Source organism: Winogradskyella alexanderae (assembly GCF_020166335.1).
In the GTDB taxonomy this organism is placed as follows: domain Bacteria; phylum Bacteroidota; class Bacteroidia; order Flavobacteriales; family Flavobacteriaceae; genus Winogradskyella; species Winogradskyella alexanderae.
Genome location: NZ_JAIUJR010000001.1, coordinates 378,401 through 397,030 on the forward strand (window position 1 = coordinate 378,401; position 18,630 = coordinate 397,030).

Genomic DNA, 18,630 nt, shown 5'->3' on the forward strand with positions numbered 1-18,630 from the left:
ATGTTTAACGATGTATATGATGTTATTGTAGTTGGAGCTGGTCACGCTGGCAGTGAAGCCGCGGCAGCGGCAGCCAACATGGGAAGCAAAACATTGTTAATTACAATGAACCTTCAAAATATTGCACAAATGTCTTGCAATCCCGCAATGGGTGGTATTGCCAAAGGCCAAATTGTACGTGAAATTGATGCCCTGGGTGGTTACAGCGGTATTGTTTCTGATACCTCTGCTATTCAGTTTAAAATGCTTAATAAATCTAAAGGGCCTGCAATGTGGAGCCCAAGGGTGCAGAGCGACCGAATGCGATTTGCAGAGGATTGGAGGCTAATGCTAGAGAAAACGCCAAATCTTGATTTTTATCAAGAAATGGTTTCAGGGTTATTGATAGAAGGAGATAGAATAGTTGGGGTTAAAACATCTTTAGGAATAAAGGTAAAGGCCAAAACAGTGGTTCTAACGAATGGTACTTTTTTAAACGGTCTTATTCATATAGGCGACAAGAATTTTGGAGGAGGTAGAGCAGGTGAGCGTGCAGCAACAGGAATTACTGAGGAGCTTATTGAAATAGGTTTTGATTCGGGTAGAATGAAAACGGGTACACCTCCGAGGATTGACGGAAGGTCTCTGGATTATTCGAAAATGATTGAACAACCAGGAGATAAAAGCCCAGAAAAGTTTTCATATTTAGACGCCACCAAACCACTTAAAGAGCAGCGTTCTTGTCACATGACGTATACGAGTCCAGAAGTACATGATTTGTTACGCGAAGGATTTGATCGGTCGCCAATGTTCAATGGACGTATTAAAAGTGTTGGCCCAAGATATTGTCCATCAATTGAAGATAAAATAAATCGTTTTGCAGATAAGGATAGACATCAATTATTTGTAGAACCTGAAGGCTGGAACACCGTTGAAGTTTATGTAAACGGCTTTTCGACCTCGTTACCTGAAGATGTACAATTTAAAGCTTTAAGGTCAGTTGTGGGTTTTGAGAATGTTAAGTTTTTTAGACCGGGTTATGCTATAGAGTACGATTATTTTCCGCCCACTCAATTGAAGCACACATTAGAAACGAAACTAGTTGATGGGCTGTTTTTTGCGGGTCAAATAAATGGTACAACCGGATACGAAGAGGCGGCCTCACAAGGTTTAATGGCAGGAATTAATGCCAGTTTAAAGGTTCAAGAAAGAGATCCATTTACCCTTAAAAGAGATGAAGCTTATATCGGCGTACTAATAGATGATTTAATCACCAAGGGAACAGAAGAGCCTTATAGAATGTTTACATCTAGAGCGGAATACAGAACCCTATTAAGACAAGACAATGCTGATTTTCGATTAACGCCGAAAGGATATGAATTGGGTTTAGCGTCGGAGCAACGCTTACGACGGATGGAAGAAAAGAAATCTAAATCTGATGCTTTTGTACAATTTTTTAGAGATACTAGCGTAAAACCTGAGGAGGCAAACCCTGTGTTAGAATCTAAAAATAGTGCTCCGGTTAAACAGCAGGATAAGATGTTTAGACTCTTTGCGAGACCCAATATTACGATCGATGATGTAAGGAAGTTTAAGGCTGTTGAGAAGTATTTAGACCAGAACGAATTAGATTCTGAGGTTATCGAACAGGCTGAAATTCAAGTCAAGTATTCAGGATACATAGAGAAGGAAAAGAATAATGCCGATAAACTAAATAGGTTAGAGAATTTAAAGATTCCACAAGGATTTGATTATTCTAAACTGAAATCTATGAGCACGGAGGCACGCCAAAAGCTGAAGGAGATTCAACCCGTAACCATCTCTCAAGCCGCTAGAATTAGTGGTGTTTCTCCTAACGATATTTCAGTTTTATTAGTTTATTTAGGAAGATAATAGTGTTCCACGTGAAACATTCTATCGTAAAATGAATGGTAAAATGAACCAATCAACTTATTTAAAGGTAAAAGACCATTCCGTTTCTGGAGAAGAATTTCAACTGATTCTTAATGAAGATCTCCAAATGTTGGAGACTTTTCCAAAGCCTACAGAAGAGAAATTATCTCAGTATTATAAGAGCGAAGATTATATTTCGCATACAGATTCTAAGCGAAACGTATTCGAATATGCGTATCACATAATTAGATCGAGAGCTTTAAGAAATAAGTTGAAGCTCATCAATTCATTTGATACAGAAGCCAAAGACCTGTTAGATATTGGTTGTGGCACAGGCGATTTTTTAAGAACCGCTCAAAATTCTGGTTGGTCAATCACTGGAATTGAACCGAATGTTCAAGCCAGGACAATTGCGAATGACAAAACAGGGAACAAAGTATTTGAGGCTGAGCAGCTATTAAGTATTGAGGAAAATAGTTTTGATGTAATTACACTTTGGCATGTTCTTGAACACCTTCCAAAGTTGGAAACTCACATTAGTCTTTTTAAAAACCTTTTAAAACCTAACGGTTTTCTTGTTGTTGCAGTTCCTAATTTTAAAAGTTATGATGCACAGCATTATAAATCGTTTTGGGCAGCTTATGATGTACCAAGGCATTTATGGCACTTCTCAAGACAATCTATTAAGCACCTTTTTGGAAAATTTGGTTTTACAGTTGTTAGTACTCGTCCAATGATTTTTGATTCGTTCTATGTAAGCTTATTGTCTGAAAAATATAAGAGCGATTTTATGAATCCGATCAAGGCGTTTTGGATAGGATTACTTTCTAATATTAAAGCAAGAGATTCAAAAGAGTATTCATCGCTTATTTATATTATTAAAAAGACTAGTACCCTTTCTCTTGCGCTGTAATAAACTATTTAAGGAATAGATTCACAATTACACCTTTCAGTTTTAAAATCTCTTTAAAACGCTTTATTTGACTCAAATATTTATTGATAAAACAAATAGCTACACATTAAATTATAGTTTTTGTATATATCTTATAAAAATATGTTTCACTAGTTTACTTTTATACATTTGCAAAAATTAAATTGAAATCAATATCATGAAAAAACTAATAACGATTTGTATCATAGCGCTAACGTTTTCATCCTGTCAAGAACAACAAAAAATTGCTTTTGTGGATAATACCAAGGTTGTGAATGATTATCAAAAGAAAAAAGACTTTGAAGAAAAGTTCAAAATCAAAATTGAAAATTTCAATAAAAAAGCAGACAGCTTACAGAAAGCAATTCAATTAGAAGCACAAATGTTTCAGTCTCGTGCAACAAAGATGAGTCAAAGTAAGGCAGAAGAAGAGTACAACGCGCTTGTGCAAAAAAAACAAATGCAAGATTATCAACTTAATAATGAGGAGAAACTATTACAAGCTGAAGGCCAAAAAGAAATAGATACCCTTGTTAAGCAGGTAAAAGCATTTATAAAAGACTATGGAAAACAGAATGGTTACACATTTATTTTAGGTGCGAATGAAGCTGGAAGTGTATTATATGGTGCTGATAAACAGGATATTACGGAAGAAATCCTAACCATGCTTAATGGTGTAGGATCTAAGTCTGAAGACAAAGAGTAATTAGTATAAAAATCAATAAAGCCAGGCTTATGCTTGGCTTTTTTTATGTAGTAATCGCGTCAGTTTAATTGATAAATCTGTCAGAATAATTTTAGAATTACCATTTCTTTCAATATGGTATACAGCTTCTTGAAGTTCGTGTGAAATCTCCATTATATTGTTGTCATGAACAAACGGCGCAAATTTTTCAAGTTTAAAATTTTCTGACTTGGGTTCTAAATATACTAATTGGTTAGCCTTATAATTCAGCAATAATGCTTGTCTAAAATAATTTAAGCAAAAGTTTAAAAATTTCTTTTGTGTTTCCCTGCCTGTTTTAGCAATTTCCTCGGACCATAAAATTAAATCATGTATAGCACCTTTATTACCCTTCGCTTTAAATGCAGATCTAACCCAAGCAACAAACCATTTTTCAAACTGTATGTCTTCACTGTCTTGATAAATAAGATCACAGGCCTTGTTGTAATTTCCATTAGATTGGTGTGCAATTTTTGAGGCAATTGATTTTTCAATGTGGTAATTTTTTACCAAAGCTTCTGCTATAACTTCTTCGGATAAAAGTGGAAAATGTAAAACTTGGCAACGCGACCTAATGGTATTTATAATTTGTTCTTCATCTTCAGCAATAAGAATAAAAACTGTTTTTTCCGGAGGCTCCTCAATAAGCTTTAATAATTTGTTTGCACAGGGCGTATTCATTTTTTCGGCCATCCAAATTATCATAACTTTGTACCCGCCTTCATAAGATTTCAGGGAAAGAGATTTCACAATTTCATGTGCCTCGTCTACACCAATTTGTCCTTGTTTATTGTCAACCCCAAGCAGTTTATACCAATCAAACAAATTTCCGTAAGGCTGTTGTTCTAATAATTGGCGCCACTCTTCGAGGTAAAAATTAGAAACAGGCTTACTTTTTACCTTATTACTTGTCGTTACAGGAAAAGCGAAATGAAGGTCAGGATGAGAAAAGTTTTTAAACTTTAAATTACATGACTCGTTACCACCTGAATTTTCTTCGTTTACATTATTACATAATAGATATTGGGCATAGGCCAGTGCCATAGGCAAAGTACCGCACCCTTCTGGCCCTACAAATAACTGAGCATGAGCAATTCTGCCCTTGTCAACACTTGTGGTGAGATGGTTTTTGATATGTTTTTGACCTAAGACTTCCGAAAAAAGCATAGCGCAAAACTATGTAATTTTTTGTTGTTTATTGCCTTATTAATATTCATCTTGCCAAATGCACTTTATGCACTTATATTTGTCACTTAAATAAGAAGAAATGAAGACATTAAACGATTTTAATTTTAAAGATAAAAGAGCACTAGTTAGAGTTGATTTTAACGTACCTCTTAATGACAATTTTGAAGTTACAGATGCAACTAGAATTGTATCAGCTAAACCCACAATTATTAAGATATTAGAGGATGGTGGTAGTTGCGTTTTAATGTCTCATTTAGGAAGGCCAAAAGGCGTACAAGACGAGTTTTCTTTGAGGCATATTATATCTAAAATAGAGGACATCCTGGGTGTTGAGGTAAAGTTTGTGGGCGACTGTGTCGGAGAGGAGGCAACCGAAAAAGCCAATGGTTTAGAACCAGGAGAAATACTCTTATTGGAGAACCTGCGCTTTCACGACGAAGAGAAACAAGGCGATGTAGATTTTGCAAAACAGTTATCTCAACTTGGTGATATATATGTAAATGACGCTTTTGGTACAGCCCATAGAGCACATGCATCAACGACTATAGTTGCCCAATTTTTTCCAGAAGCCAAATGCTTTGGACATCTTTTAGCAAAAGAAATTGAGAGCATTAAAAAAGTATTGGAGGATGGAGAAAAACCGGTGCTTGCTGTATTAGGAGGCGCTAAAGTCTCTTCAAAAATAACGGTGATTGAAAATATATTAGACAAGGTAGACCACCTTATTATTGGAGGAGGTATGACATTTACCTTTATTAAAGCTCAGGGCGGAAATATCGGAGATTCCATTTGTGAAGACGACAAAATGGAACTTGCTTTAGATATTCTGAGGCAAGCTGAAGCAAAAGGTGTAAAAATTCATTTGCCTGTGGATGTTGTGGCGGCTGATAGCTTTAGCAATGAAGCGGCTACTCAAGTAGTGGACGTTAATCAAATCCCTGAGGGATGGCAAGGTTTGGATGCGGGGCCAAAGTCCTTAGAAATCTTTGATCAAGTGGTTAATAATTGCAAAACCATTCTTTGGAATGGGCCATTAGGAGTTTTTGAAATGGAAACCTTTTCAAAGGGTACAATTGCACTAGGTGACTCTATCGCAAATTCTACTAGAAATGGCGCATTTTCTTTAGTTGGAGGGGGAGATTCAGTTGCTGCGGTTAAGCAGTTTGGGTTTGAAGATAAAGTGAGCTATGTAAGTACTGGAGGTGGCGCAATGTTAGAATCTCTTGAGGGCAAAACGCTTCCTGGAATTGCGGCCATTTTAGATTAAGATTTAAATACTATATTTAATTCGAAAAGCGTTTACATAAACGCCGTTACGGATTATCCATGAATTTTAGGACCACACTTCTCGGTTTAATTTGTTGCTTAGCACAGTTGTGTGTTTCGCAAAACGATACTATTGTTGGTAGTAGAAATACGCCAATTAAGGTTGGAGATTCCATTATTGACGGAAGACCAATTAGCACGGAAAATAAAATTCCCATAGAAAAAGATTCTTTTGGCATTAAGAGCTTACAAGATTTAGAAGAGGCAAAGGCATTAGATGCAAAATGGCTTGAAGAACTCTATAATAATACTTTATACGATACTATATACAAGACTATTTCCGAGCTCACCTATGAACCTGTTGATTACCCAGAGCTTTCAACTGACACACTCAAAGCGAGACTAGAGCGACTCAATGCGCGAACACCGTTTAATGTAGAATACAACCCTTCGCTAGAAAGTGTGATAAAGCGCTTTCTTAAACAAAGAAGAAGTTCGCTTGAAAGGTTAATGGGTCTGAGCCACTTCTATTTTCCGATGTTCGAGGAGGAATTTGATAATTACAATATTCCTCTTGAAATGAAATATCTCGCCATTGTCGAGTCGGCTCTGAAACCAAGAGCTAGATCTAGGGTTGGCGCGACAGGTTTATGGCAGTTTATGTTTGCCACAGGAAAAGAGTACAAACTTGATGTCAGTAGCTATGTAGATGAACGTAGCGACCCAATCAAATCTACAACGGCAGCCGCACAATATTTGTCTAGGCTTTATAGAATCTTTGGCGATTGGGATTTAGCATTGGCTGCGTATAATTCTGGCCCGGGAAATGTTAATAAAGCAATTCGGCGCTCTGGAGGCTATAAAAATTATTGGAATATTAGGGCTAATTTACCACGAGAAACAGCGGGTTACGTACCTTCATTTTTAGCTACCATGTATATTTTTGAATATGCAGAAGAACATGGTTTTAAACCGGAAAGACCACCTTTTCAGCACATACAGACAGATACCATTCGTGTTAAAGAGATGATTAGCTTAGATCAAGTTTCTGAGGTAACAGGGGTTAATATTGAAGAGCTACAATTTCTTAATCCTTCTTACAAATTAGACATAATTCCAAAGATTGAAGGTAAAACCTATTATCTAAGACTACCTCGTGAGGCGGTCGGTATTTTTACTAGTAACGAGGAAAAAATTTATGCTTTTGCAAAGTCAGAATTTGACAAACGCGAGAAACCTTTACCGCAATTATTTAATCAGGACACTAAAATTAGATATCGGGTAAAGAGTGGTGATTATTTAGGCAAAATAGCCAGACGTTATGGTGTTAGAGTTAGCCAAATAAAACGTTGGAACGGTTTAAGAACTAATAATCTTAGAATTGGCCAACGCTTAACCATATATCCAAGAAATCCTGTTGCTCCACCTCCCCAAAAAACTGGAAAAAAACCCGTAAAAATTGGAGAAAGAAAGACCTACAAGGTAAAAGAAGGTGACTCGCTTTGGAGTATAGCACAAAAATTTTCTGGAGTTTCAGTTCAAAATCTTAAAGATTGGAACGATATTAGTGGTAATAATCTCAAAATAGGAATGACACTCATTGTGTCAGAGTAGTAACCAACAAAATTCTTAAAAAATGAGAGTCATATTTTCAATGCTTATTTGCCTTTTATTGTTCACATGTGGAAACGATTCCAAAAACGATAAAAAAGTTTATTTACCTGCTTCAAATGGAAACTTAAACAGTATTTCTGTCGTAATAGACAACCAATTATGGGAAGGACGAGTTGGTGAAAATATTCGCAGTATTTTTGCGGCCCCTTTAAATGGACTTCCAGTAGACGAACCTTTATTTAAGATTCGTCAAATACCTCCACAAGTTTTTGACGGCTTCGCAACAAGAAGCAGAATAATTTTAAAGATTGAAAAGGAATACTTAGAAGCAACTACAAAGATTGTCGATGAAGCCTTCGCCAAACCGCAAACTGTTGCTGTTGTTGGCGGTAAGACGGACGACGATATCATTAATCAATTAAAAGATAACAAAGACAAGATAATCGACGCATTTAATAAGGAGGAAGTAAAGGAAAAACAACGACGAATAAACCTTTCACTATTGCGTGATGAGAAAATGGAAGAAGCTCTAGGCTTTACGGTAGATATTCCTTCTGCATATCGAATTAGCAAGGCAACAGATGACTTTTTCTGGATTAGAAAGAATATTAGCAATTCTAAAACTATGGAATTGATGTTTTATGAGGTACCACTTGAAACCATTTCAAAAGGTGATAGTGCAGTAGTAGATATTGTTAAAATGAGAGATAATATTACTAAAACAAAAATTCCAGGAGAAGAGGGTATTTATATGAAGGTCGAAGAAGCTTATGCGCCCTCATTGTTTAATACTATAATTGACAATAAGCCAACCTATGAAGTTAGAAGTGTTTGGAGAATGAATGAATATCCTATGGCAGGACCCTTTATCACTTACATGATTGAAGATAAAATTAATAACAGATATTTAGTTGCAGACGGTTACGTATATGCGCCCTCTCTCAGTAAGCGCGATCTAGTTTTTGAACTGGAGTCTATCATTAAATCTGTAAAAATCAAATAATAAAAAAAGCCAGCGTTTACTGCTGGCTTTTTTTATTTATTGCTGTTAATCTCTTATTCTTTTTCGTCCTTTGCAGATTCATCCTTACTTGCATCTTTGAATTCTTTTAATCCACTACCAAGACCTCTCATTAGTTCCGGGATTTTTCTTCCACCAAAGAGGATTAAAATTACTACTGCTATCAGTACAACCTGAGGCCAACCAATTGCTAATGGTATTGTAACAAAACTCATAATTTTCAATTTAGATTACAAAGTTAATAATTAAACTTAAAAAACCACGTTGTTTGTCTAACTTTAGCACCAAGCAGAGTTTACGTTTAAGTATTTTGATTAATTTTGATTTAATGGCAAAAAAGAAAAAAAAAGAAAGGAAATTTGCTAAAAAATTACTTCATCAATATCGGTTAGTAATTTTAAACGAAGACACTTTTGAAGAGCGTTTTGCTTTAAAACTTTCTAGATTAAACGTGTTTGTTTTAACTTCAATTTCGGCCATAGTATTGGTTTTCCTTACAACGCTTCTTATTGCTTTTACACCTTTAAGAGAATATATTCCCGGATACTCTTCTGCGAAATTAAAAAGGCAAGCTTCTTTTTTAAATTATAAGACAGATTCTTTGGTTAGAGAATTAGAGCTAAATAAACAGTACTATGCCTCAATTAGAAAAGTTTTGACAGGAGATATTTCTTCTGTGAATTTTAATCGAGATTCTATAATGGCGCTTGCGAAAAATGATATTGAAATTCTTGAAGTAGAAAAAAATAGAGAAGATTCCATGTTAAGAGCTAAAGTTGAGAAAGAAGATAAATACAACTTGTTCGAATCTTCCATAGATCCGTCAAATTTTGTGTTGTTTCCACCTGTTAATGGGACAATATCCGAGGGTTATAATGTTGAAGAAAAGCATTTTGCAGTAGACGTTGTCGTTGCAAACAATACCCCTGTTAAGGCTGTTGCAGATGGTACAATTGTGTTCGCTGAGTGGACTGTAGAAACGGGTTATGTTGTAATCATGAAACACAATCAAGAACTGATCTCGGTTTACAAACACAATTCGGCCATAACAAAAGCACAGGGTGACTTAGTCAAAGCAGGTGAGGTTATTGCCATGTCTGGAAATACGGGGGAGTTAAGCACGGGACCACATCTTCATTTTGAATTATGGAGTAAAGGCTATCCCGTTAATCCAACTAATTTTATTGATTTTCAGTAATGCCGTCATTAAAAGCAAAACTCTCTAAACTATTTGCAAAAATAATTGCAAGGCGAATACAAAAATGGGCAAATAAACCAATAGAAACCCAAGAAAATGTACTAAGACACTTAATATATAATGCTAAAAATACTGCGTTCGGAAAAGATCACGAGTTTCATTCTATCAAGTCATACGAAGAATTTAAGACTTTAGTCCCTGTAAGAGATTACGAGGCTTTAAGGCCTTATGTAGATAGGGTTGTAAACGGCGAAGAAGACATTCTCTGGAGGGGGAAACCATTGTATTTTGCAAAAACATCAGGTACTACTTCTGGCTCAAAATACATTCCTATTACTAAACAAAGTATGCCAACCCATGTTAAAGCGGCCAGAAATGCCATTTTAATGTATATCAATGAGACTGGAAATATTGATTTTGTTGATGGAAAAATGATATTCCTTCAAGGTAGCCCTGTGCTGGAAGAGAAGAACGGGATTAAATTAGGGAGACTTTCAGGAATTGTAGCGCATTATGTTCCAAAGTATCTTCAAAAAAACAGAATGCCTTCTCTTGAAACCAATTGTATTGAAGATTGGGAAACTAAAGTTGATGCCATTGTTGACGAAACTGTAAATGAAGACATGACTGTTATTTCAGGAATTCCGTCTTGGGTACAAATGTATTTTGAGAAACTAATTGAAAAAACCGATAAAAAGGTTGGTGAGGTTTTTAAGAATTTTAATTTATTCATCTTTGGTGGTGTTAATTACGAGCCTTATCGCGCTAAGTTCGAAAATCTTATCGGAAAAAGGGTTGATAGTATAGAATTGTATCCGGCAAGCGAGGGTTTTTTTGCCTTTCAGGACAAACAGTCTGAAAAAGGTATGTTGCTTCAACTCAATTCAGGAATATTTTATGAGTTTATAGAAGCTGATAAATTTTTTGAAGATAATCCCGAAAGAATTACAATAAAAGATGTAAAGCTTGGTATAAATTATGTAATGATAATTTCAACATCTGCAGGCTTGTGGGCCTATAATATTGGAGACACTGTTGAGTTTACTTCATTAAAACCATATCGTGTAATAGTAAGCGGAAGAATAAAACACTTTATTTCTGCTTTTGGTGAGCATGTAATTGGCAAAGAAGTTGAACAAGCGCTGAAGGACGCGATTGAAAATACTGAAGTTTCAGTTAATGAGTTTACCGTTGCGCCACAAATTAATCCAGAGAAGGGCCTTCCATATCACGAATGGTTTATAGAATTTGAAAATGAACCCGCTAATCAAATAGCATTTATTAATACTTTGGATAAATCCTTACAACAACAAAATAGCTATTATTTCGATTTAATAGACGGAAAGGTGCTAACGCAATTAAAGCTTACGAAAGTCAAGAAAGACGGTTTCCAGACTTATATGAAATCCATTGGAAAACTAGGAGGACAGAATAAAATACCAAGATTGTCTAATGACCGTAAGATAGCACAAAAATTGTATGAGCTGCAATTAACCAAATAATCTATATTTGCAGGTTAAAATAGATAATGGGGAACAATAACAAAAACCACAAAAGAACAAGGGCTCAGGAAAGCTCAAATGCTATTGAGCGCATGTATATAACCATGCGTCATTTGTTTAATAGAGGGTTTTACAAACCAATGGGTGTCTCAGGAGAGACCCTTAGAGAAGCATTACTTCTTTTAAGACCAGAAATATATGGATCAATAGCAGATGAGAAAGCGGAGCTTGACGGGTTATTATATGTAATTGACCGATTGCCGAAAGGTATTGAAGAATGCACATACATTAATTTAACAAGTGATGAGGGTTATACAAATTCGCATTTTAAACCAATTATACCATTAAAGAGAAGACGAAACTGCTACCGTATTGATAGCGAACAGATGAATATTGAAATTACGCGAGGACGCTCTGAAATTTACGATATCCTTACCCATTTAACGTTTCTATTTGTTGAGTCTCATAAAATAAGTAAACGTGTCTTAATCAATGAAGAAGGCGATACTATTAGAGATTGGGAAAAATTAGAAAAAGCAGTTAAGGCTACAAAAAAGCTTTCTCAAGAGGACCGGGAAATAGCAATCACTCATACTGCCAATATATTAGGCAGAACTTTTAATGAAATTACTCTGGCTTATCCTGATTTTTCTGCTGATAGCCAACCAGATCGGTTCTTGCATATTATCTATTGGTTGGGTAAATTAGCAATTGACGAGAAAACATATAACAAAAAGAGAACAATAACCTTTAGTCCCGTTCTGCGAGAACGATTAGGGCACCATATTCACGGAGAAATATGGGCAGATGAAATAAAAAGAGTATTACATCAAAATAATTTGTTAGAAAGGCCAATTCATATCATAAGTGCTAATATGCATAGCGTTATGAATTCATTATTTACAGGCGCAACACTAAAAGGGGCTGACGCTAAAAAAGATATTTTTGAAGTTTATAAATCGTTAAGCTTGCCAATTAATAATACCGCAAGAGGCAAAGTGGAAAAAGTGGCTTTTCAAAACGGAATGATTTACATCAAGGATACATCAGGGACTAACATTGATATTCAGATTTTTGATACTGACAAGATTGATTTTTCTAAAACCAAGTTTAATTATCAAGAATCAATAAAAAATGAAAAAGCAGTAATTCTTGTAATGGATTACGCGTTTGGAGAACAAGCTTATGAAACATTAGATGAGCTATTGAAGCCAGTAAAAGTAAGTGGTAAAAAGACACATTTAAATGTAAAATCCATTTCAATAATGGGTAAGGCAGGGATACTTGAAGGAGGCAAAGGAGATGTTATGATCCCATCTGCCCATATTTTTGAAGGCACAGCAGATAATTACCCGTTTAAAAATGAATTATCTAAAAACGATTTAGTAGATTGCGGCGTTGATGTTTACGAAGGCACTATGATTACTGTTTTAGGCACTTCTTTGCAGAACAAAGAAATTTTAAAGTTCTTTAAAAACTCAACCTGGAACGTAATAGGTTTAGAGATGGAAGGCGCACATTATCAAAAGGCCATACAGGCCGCGTCTAAAGTTAGAGGCAATATCAATGAAGATGTTAAAGTAAGATACGCGTATTATGCAAGTGATAATCCTTTAGAGACGGGCAGCACATTAGCTTCAGGAGGACTTGGAGTTTCTGGTGTTAAACCAACATATGTCATTACAAAAAAGATTTTGGAACAAATATTTAATTCTTAAAAAATGAGTGAGAATTTAAAACAAAACAATCCTAATGAAGAGGTAGATTTAGGTCATGTTTTTAACGCAATTGCTAGACTTTTTGAAAAGTTATTTGCATTAATAGTAAGAATTGTAAAAACACTTTTTTCAGCAACCATTTATGCGTTAAAACCAATAGTGAACAACTTTAAATTGGTTGCAATCGTTGTAATGCTTTCTGCTATTGCCGGATATATCTCGGAGCAGTTTCAAAAACCTGTCTACTATTCTGACATGTTGGTAAAGCCTTATTTCGACTCAAAATATCAATTAGACAATAATGTAAATTATTTTAATGCATTAATTCGTTCAAAAAACGTTAAGGTTTTGTCAGAGATATTTGAAATAGATACGGTTAGCGCGGGACATTTAAGAGGTTTTGAAATGCATATTGGTCCCGAGACTCAAAACTATTTGTTACAACAGTATGATAATTATCGAAAATCTATTGACAGCACCTTGGCTGCGGAGATAAGCTATGAAGATTATATTGAAAATAGGGACATACTTGCAGGTTCTGTTTTCTCTATAGTTGCAAAAGCAAAAAGTAATGACATTTTCCCAAGCCTTGAAAAGGGTTTTGTTAAAACATTTGAAAATGAATATTCACAAAAACTCAAAAGAGTTAGGGACTCTACAATTTTAATAAGAAAAGCTAGTTTTCAGAGAGAACTGAGAAGAGTTGATAGCCTACAAAATGTCTATTTAAATATTTTAGAAAAAGAATCTGATAAAGAAAATCTTACAATTGGTGCTGGAGGTATTTTTCCTGTTACACAAGAAAGATCAAACACAAGGGAATATGAATTATTTAAAGAAGAATTAGAAATACGGAATAGACTAAGAATACTTGATGAAAAGATGATTGAAGAAAGTGATTTCTATGACATACTTTCTGGTTTTGAAGAGGTGGGATCTATAGAATCTTCTATATGGAAAAAACATACTTTAATATTCCCAATAGTTTCTTTCATGTTATTGATTGTTGTTTATATAGCATACAGAGTGTTTAACTACATCAAAAAATATGAATAATTCAAAGACCATACTTGTCACTGGAGGAGCAGGTTTTATTGGGTCTAATTTTATTATTTATTGTCTTAATAAAAACGATAAAATCAAAATCGTAAATATCGATAAGCTCACCTATGCAGGTGAGCTTTCTAATTTAGACGAGGTCAAAGACCTTGACAGGTATAATTTCATTGAGGGCGATATTTGTAATAAAGACCTTTTGAATGATTTGTTTAATGATTATAAAATTAATGGAGTTATACATTTCGCTGCAGAATCTCATGTAGATAACTCCATAGCTAAGCCCGATGAGTTTATTAACACCAACATAATTGGCACATTTAACCTATTAGAGGTTGCGAGATCTAATTGGATGGATGGTTCATTTTCCTTTAAAAACGGGTGTGAGGCAAATCGATTTCATCATATTTCAACGGACGAAGTCTATGGCTCGTTGGGAGAGACAGATTTTTTTACAGAAAGCACTCCCTACGCACCAAATAGCCCATATAGCGCCTCTAAAGCTTCTTCAGATTTTTTGGTCCGTAGTTATTTCCACACCTATGGGATGAATGTTGTTACAACCAACTGCAGTAACAATTATGGCCCCAAACAAAACGATGAAAAATTAATACCTACAATTATACGTAAGGCACTAAAGAATGAAGAAATTCCAATTTATGGAGACGGAAAAAATATTAGGGACTGGTTATTTGTTGAGGACCACTGTTATGGCATTGATTTAGCTTTTAAAAATGGAATTTCTGGAGAAACATACAATATTGGTGGTGGTAACGAGTATAATAATATTAGTATAGCAATAAATATTTGTAATATATTAGATGAAATCGTACCCAAAGAAAAATCTTATACTAATCAGATAAAATTTGTTAAAGACAGACCTGGGCACGATTATAGATATGCAATAGATGCATCAAAAATAACGAATGAATTAGGTTGGAAAGCAAAAGAAAGCTTTAAAACAGGCATTTTAAAGACAATAAATTGGTATTTAAAAAAATATAATCAAGGATGAAGGGAATTGTTTTAGCAGGAGGGTCCGGAACAAGATTATACCCTTTAACCCTTGCTTTAAGCAAGCAACTAATGCCCATCTATGATAAGCCAATGGTTTACTACCCATTGTCAACATTGATGTGGGCGGGAATTAATCAAATCCTCATTATATCCACACCGGACGATTTACCGCTCTTTAAAAGACTTTTAGGAGATGGCAAAAAATACGGATGTGCTTTTGAATACGCCACACAAACCTATCCTAAAGGTTTGGCGGAAGCCTTTTTAATAGGGGAAAATTTTATTGGAAATGATAAAGTAGCTCTTATTTTAGGAGATAATGTTTTTTATGGTACAGGATTGTCAGACCTTCTTCAAAAGAACAATAATCCAAAAGGAGGTATAATTTATGCTTATCACGTCCAAGACCCTCAGCGTTATGGTGTAGTGGATTTTGATGAGAAAGGAAATGCTATATCCATTGAAGAAAAACCCACTAATCCGAAATCAAATTATGCTGTGCCAGGAATTTATTTTTATGACAATTCTGTTATTGAAAAAGCAAAGAATATTCAGCCTAGTAAAAGAGGTGAATTAGAGATAACAGACATTAATAAGGCGTATTTAAACGAAGGGAATTTGAAGGTGAGTGTTCTTGACAAAGGAACAGCATGGCTAGATACAGGCACATTTAATTCTTTGATGCAAGCATCACAATTTGTGCAAGTAATTGAACAACGTCAAGGCTTAAAAATTGGCTCAATAGAAGAAGCCGCCTTAAAAATGGGCTATATTAATGAAGAACAATTTATTAAACTTATTGAGCCACTACTTAAGAGTGGCTACGGTCATCATTTGAAAAGTTTATTAAAAAGATAGTATGCTTATTACTAAAACAGAGTTAGAAGGTTGTGTAATTCTAAAACCAACGATTTTTAGAGACGAAAGAGGTTATTTTTTTGAGTCTTTCAACAAAACAACTTTTAAAAAACATATAGGATTAGATTTAAACTTTGTACAAGATAACGAATCAAAGTCTTCAAAAGGAGTGTTGAGGGGTCTACATTTTCAGCGAGGAGAACACGCACAAGCAAAACTAATTAGAGTTGTTAAGGGTAAAATATTAGATGTTGTAGTAGATGTGAGACCAAGTTCACCTACATACGGAAAACATTTGTCTATAATTTTATCTGCCAAGAATAAAAAGCAATTATATATGCCACCAGGATTTGCACATGGTTTTGTAACGTTATCCAAACAGGCAGTTGTTAACTACAAATGCGATAACTATTACAACAAGGATTCTGAAGGAGGTATTATATTTAATGACACCACTTTAAATATAAATTGGGTTTTAGATCACAAAAAATTGATTATTTCAAAAAAAGATTTATCATTGCCCAGTTTTAATAATATTTAAAATGCCAACGGTTTTAGTTACGGGAGCAAAAGGACAATTAGGCAAGAGCATCGCGTCAATTACGTCAGATTATCCTGAAATAAATTTTGTTTTTGCCAGTAAACAAGATCTTGACATCACGAAGAAAATCAACGTAAAAGAATTTTTTGACACAAAAAAAATAGACTGGTGCATTAATTGCGCAGCCTATACAAATGTTGATAATGCAGAGTCTGATTACGATAATGCTTATAAAGTCAACGTATCTGGAGTAAAGGAATTAGCCGAAGCATGTAATGCATTTGGAGTTAAGTTAGTGCATATTTCTACTGATTTTGTTTTTGGCGGTGAGCACAATAAACCATACAAGGAGTCTGACCCAACCAACCCAATTGGAGCCTATGGCGAAACCAAACTAAGAGGTGAAGAAGAAGTAATTAAGATCTTAAAGAAACATTTCATTATTAGAACATCTTGGCTTTATTCAGAATACGGCAATAATTTCATGAAAAGTATGTTGAAATTAGTAGGCAATAAAATAAATTTAAATATAGTAGATGACCAGATAGGTACACCTACAAATTCTCAGGATTTAGCAAAGGTAATAATTAGATTAGTTGAGTTAGACAATTCAAATTATGGCCTTTACCATTATAGCAACGAGGGTTTTACCAGTTGGTATAATTTTGCTGTAACTATATTCAAATTCATGAACATAAATGTTGAGGTAAGTCCTATTAGTTCTAAAGACTATATGACTCCCGCCAAAAGACCCACTTATAGTGTTTTAGATAAAAGCAAAATAAAACACACATTAGGAATCAAAATACCACATTGGGAAGAAAGCCTTAGAAAGGCCTTGTCAAAACTTTGATTAAATCAATGAGATTTAGCAATCGCTAATAAGCCCTCACAAAAAGCAGTAAAACCAATCACGGCATTTGCGATTCGGAATTTAATATAGGCATTAAAGAGGACGACACTTCAAACACTTTGGCAGATAAACAGGAAAATGAAGCAATTATAAGTTGTTTAAGATTAACCAATATTCCAATAATTAGTGAATAAAATAGTGAGTTGCCTTATCTGAAAAGAAAAAATTGGCGCCAGTTTTGGATTGTTGATAAACTTGACGGGGCAAAAGAATTTACAAATAGAAATGGTGAATCCACCATTCGATTAGTCTTTGTTAGAAATGGCCAACCAGAACTGTGATTTATTTACATACAAAAAGATTTGACTTTATACTTTGCAAATACACCATTTGGCTTGGCCAATAAATGTAAGCTAAATGAATATGAAACACGATTAAACAAATAAATCAATATCAGTAAAAAACAATATTGTTTTTAGTAAAAATGAACAAATTGTTATAGTTAGAAGTCACTCTCACATGAACAAGCAAACTATTAATCTTATTTAAAATTTAAAAAATCACAAGAAATATAAGAATAGTAGTTAAAGAGAGTTCCATAAAACTTTATATAGTTGCCGATGTAAAGGTAGATGTTTATTCTAGATTTATACCAAAAATATAGTTGGATACTGTTACTGGACAGAACATTTACAATGCCACTAGAATTTAAGTCATTTCGCTATCTACCAAGTAACCACTTCTCCATAATCAGAAGAACTTATTTCCCTTACTTTCATGTTAATTAATACGACGCTTTACAATTTAAAAAAATGACATTTTACAAGCACTTATAATTGCTAATGAATTGTTTCTACTGATAAATTGGTAATAGTACAGTTAAAATCAGTAATCTATCATATAAGGACAACAATTAATGTAATAGAACTTGTTTTAAAAATGTTCTTAAATAATTGCTATTATAAAATACTTTATAATGGTTTGGTTTCAGGGACTTTTTGGATTGGTCAGGACTCTTTTGGTAACAAATCAGAAATAGATTTACAAAAAAAGCACAAAATTATATATTCTAGATGATTATAAAATTAGAACACGCCATAACAGCGATTTAATCTCTTTTCAAAAAGACAAAACAAAAATATACGATGAATTTAATGATAAGCTCTAAATTCAATATTGCTTGTGGATATAACTGTATTATCCGCATTTGAATTGTCTTAAAAAATATTTAGAAAGAGTAAAAGGGGTCATTAAAGATGTTAACTTTGTTT

The 18,630-nt window shown here is 34.3% G+C and carries 16 protein-coding genes; 14 read left to right on the forward strand and 2 right to left on the reverse strand.

What is annotated here, in order from left to right; genetic code table 11:
* From mnmG to LBU54_RS01680, 3 genes are all read left to right on the forward strand, one after another.
* Positions 1–1,872, forward strand: a complete 1,872-nt coding sequence (gene mnmG, locus LBU54_RS01670; RefSeq protein WP_224524697.1) for a tRNA uridine-5-carboxymethylaminomethyl(34) synthesis enzyme MnmG — start codon at positions 1–3, stop codon at positions 1,870–1,872.
* Between the two features lie 43 nt (positions 1,873–1,915).
* On the forward strand, positions 1,916–2,785 hold the full coding sequence (locus LBU54_RS01675) for a class I SAM-dependent methyltransferase (RefSeq protein ID WP_224524700.1): 870 nt from the start codon (positions 1,916–1,918) through the stop codon (positions 2,783–2,785).
* Between the two features lie 196 nt (positions 2,786–2,981).
* Entirely contained in the window at positions 2,982–3,509 is a 528-nt protein-coding gene (locus tag LBU54_RS01680) for an OmpH family outer membrane protein (RefSeq protein WP_224524703.1), read from the forward strand.
* Positions 3,510–3,536: 27 nt separating this feature from the next.
* Here LBU54_RS01680 and LBU54_RS01685 read toward each other — a convergent pair whose 3' ends face one another.
* Positions 3,537–4,694, reverse strand: a complete 1,158-nt coding sequence (locus LBU54_RS01685) for a DNA polymerase III subunit (protein WP_224524707.1) — start codon at positions 4,692–4,694, stop codon at positions 3,537–3,539.
* Positions 4,695–4,794: 100 nt separating this feature from the next.
* Between LBU54_RS01685 and LBU54_RS01690 the strand changes: the two genes are divergently transcribed.
* The 3 genes from LBU54_RS01690 to LBU54_RS01700 are packed head-to-tail and all read left to right on the forward strand — an operon-like array spanning position 4,795 to position 8,598.
* Complete coding sequence (locus LBU54_RS01690; RefSeq protein ID WP_224524711.1) at positions 4,795–5,982, forward strand: phosphoglycerate kinase; 1,188 nt, start codon at positions 4,795–4,797, stop codon at positions 5,980–5,982.
* A 59-nt stretch (positions 5,983–6,041) separates the two neighbouring features.
* A complete protein-coding gene (locus LBU54_RS01695) occupies positions 6,042–7,595 on the forward strand; it encodes a LysM peptidoglycan-binding domain-containing protein (RefSeq protein ID WP_224524714.1) in 1,554 nt (517 codons plus the stop codon).
* A 22-nt stretch (positions 7,596–7,617) separates the two neighbouring features.
* A complete protein-coding gene (locus LBU54_RS01700; RefSeq protein ID WP_224524715.1) occupies positions 7,618–8,598 on the forward strand; it encodes a DUF4837 family protein in 981 nt (326 codons plus the stop codon).
* A gap of 53 nt (positions 8,599–8,651) precedes the next feature.
* On the opposite strand, the gene LBU54_RS01705 is transcribed toward LBU54_RS01700, so the two are convergent.
* A complete protein-coding gene (locus tag LBU54_RS01705) occupies positions 8,652–8,831 on the reverse strand; it encodes a twin-arginine translocase TatA/TatE family subunit (RefSeq protein WP_224524717.1) in 180 nt (59 codons plus the stop codon).
* A gap of 113 nt (positions 8,832–8,944) precedes the next feature.
* Here LBU54_RS01705 and LBU54_RS01710 point away from each other — a divergent pair, with 113 nt between their 5' ends.
* From LBU54_RS01710 to rfbD, 8 genes are read left to right on the forward strand one after another with little or no spacing between them, the layout of a single operon-like run.
* Positions 8,945–9,814, forward strand: a complete 870-nt coding sequence (locus tag LBU54_RS01710) for a M23 family metallopeptidase (RefSeq protein ID WP_224524728.1) — start codon at positions 8,945–8,947, stop codon at positions 9,812–9,814.
* Positions 9,814–11,316, forward strand: a complete 1,503-nt coding sequence (locus LBU54_RS01715) for a GH3 auxin-responsive promoter family protein (RefSeq protein ID WP_224524731.1) — start codon at positions 9,814–9,816, stop codon at positions 11,314–11,316. The genes LBU54_RS01710 and LBU54_RS01715 overlap by 1 nt, the downstream gene beginning before the upstream one ends.
* A gap of 26 nt (positions 11,317–11,342) precedes the next feature.
* On the forward strand, positions 11,343–13,034 hold the full coding sequence (locus LBU54_RS01720) for a DUF6909 family protein (RefSeq protein WP_224524734.1): 1,692 nt from the start codon (positions 11,343–11,345) through the stop codon (positions 13,032–13,034).
* A 3-nt stretch (positions 13,035–13,037) separates the two neighbouring features.
* Positions 13,038–14,090, forward strand: a complete 1,053-nt coding sequence (locus LBU54_RS01725; protein WP_224524737.1) for a hypothetical protein — start codon at positions 13,038–13,040, stop codon at positions 14,088–14,090.
* Positions 14,083–15,105, forward strand: coding sequence for a dTDP-glucose 4,6-dehydratase (rfbB, locus tag LBU54_RS01730; RefSeq protein ID WP_224524741.1), 1,023 nt, complete (start codon positions 14,083–14,085; stop codon positions 15,103–15,105). The genes LBU54_RS01725 and rfbB overlap by 8 nt, the downstream gene beginning before the upstream one ends.
* Positions 15,102–15,965 (forward strand): glucose-1-phosphate thymidylyltransferase RfbA, encoded by an 864-nt coding sequence (gene rfbA, locus LBU54_RS01735; RefSeq protein WP_224524744.1) that lies wholly within the window; start codon positions 15,102–15,104, stop codon positions 15,963–15,965. The genes rfbB and rfbA overlap by 4 nt, the downstream gene beginning before the upstream one ends.
* A gap of 1 nt (position 15,966) precedes the next feature.
* Entirely contained in the window at positions 15,967–16,506 is a 540-nt protein-coding gene (rfbC, locus tag LBU54_RS01740) for a dTDP-4-dehydrorhamnose 3,5-epimerase (RefSeq protein WP_224524746.1), read from the forward strand.
* A 1-nt stretch (position 16,507) separates the two neighbouring features.
* On the forward strand, positions 16,508–17,359 hold the full coding sequence (gene rfbD / locus LBU54_RS01745) for a dTDP-4-dehydrorhamnose reductase (protein WP_224524757.1): 852 nt from the start codon (positions 16,508–16,510) through the stop codon (positions 17,357–17,359).
* The last annotated feature ends 1,271 nt before the right edge of the window (positions 17,360–18,630 follow it).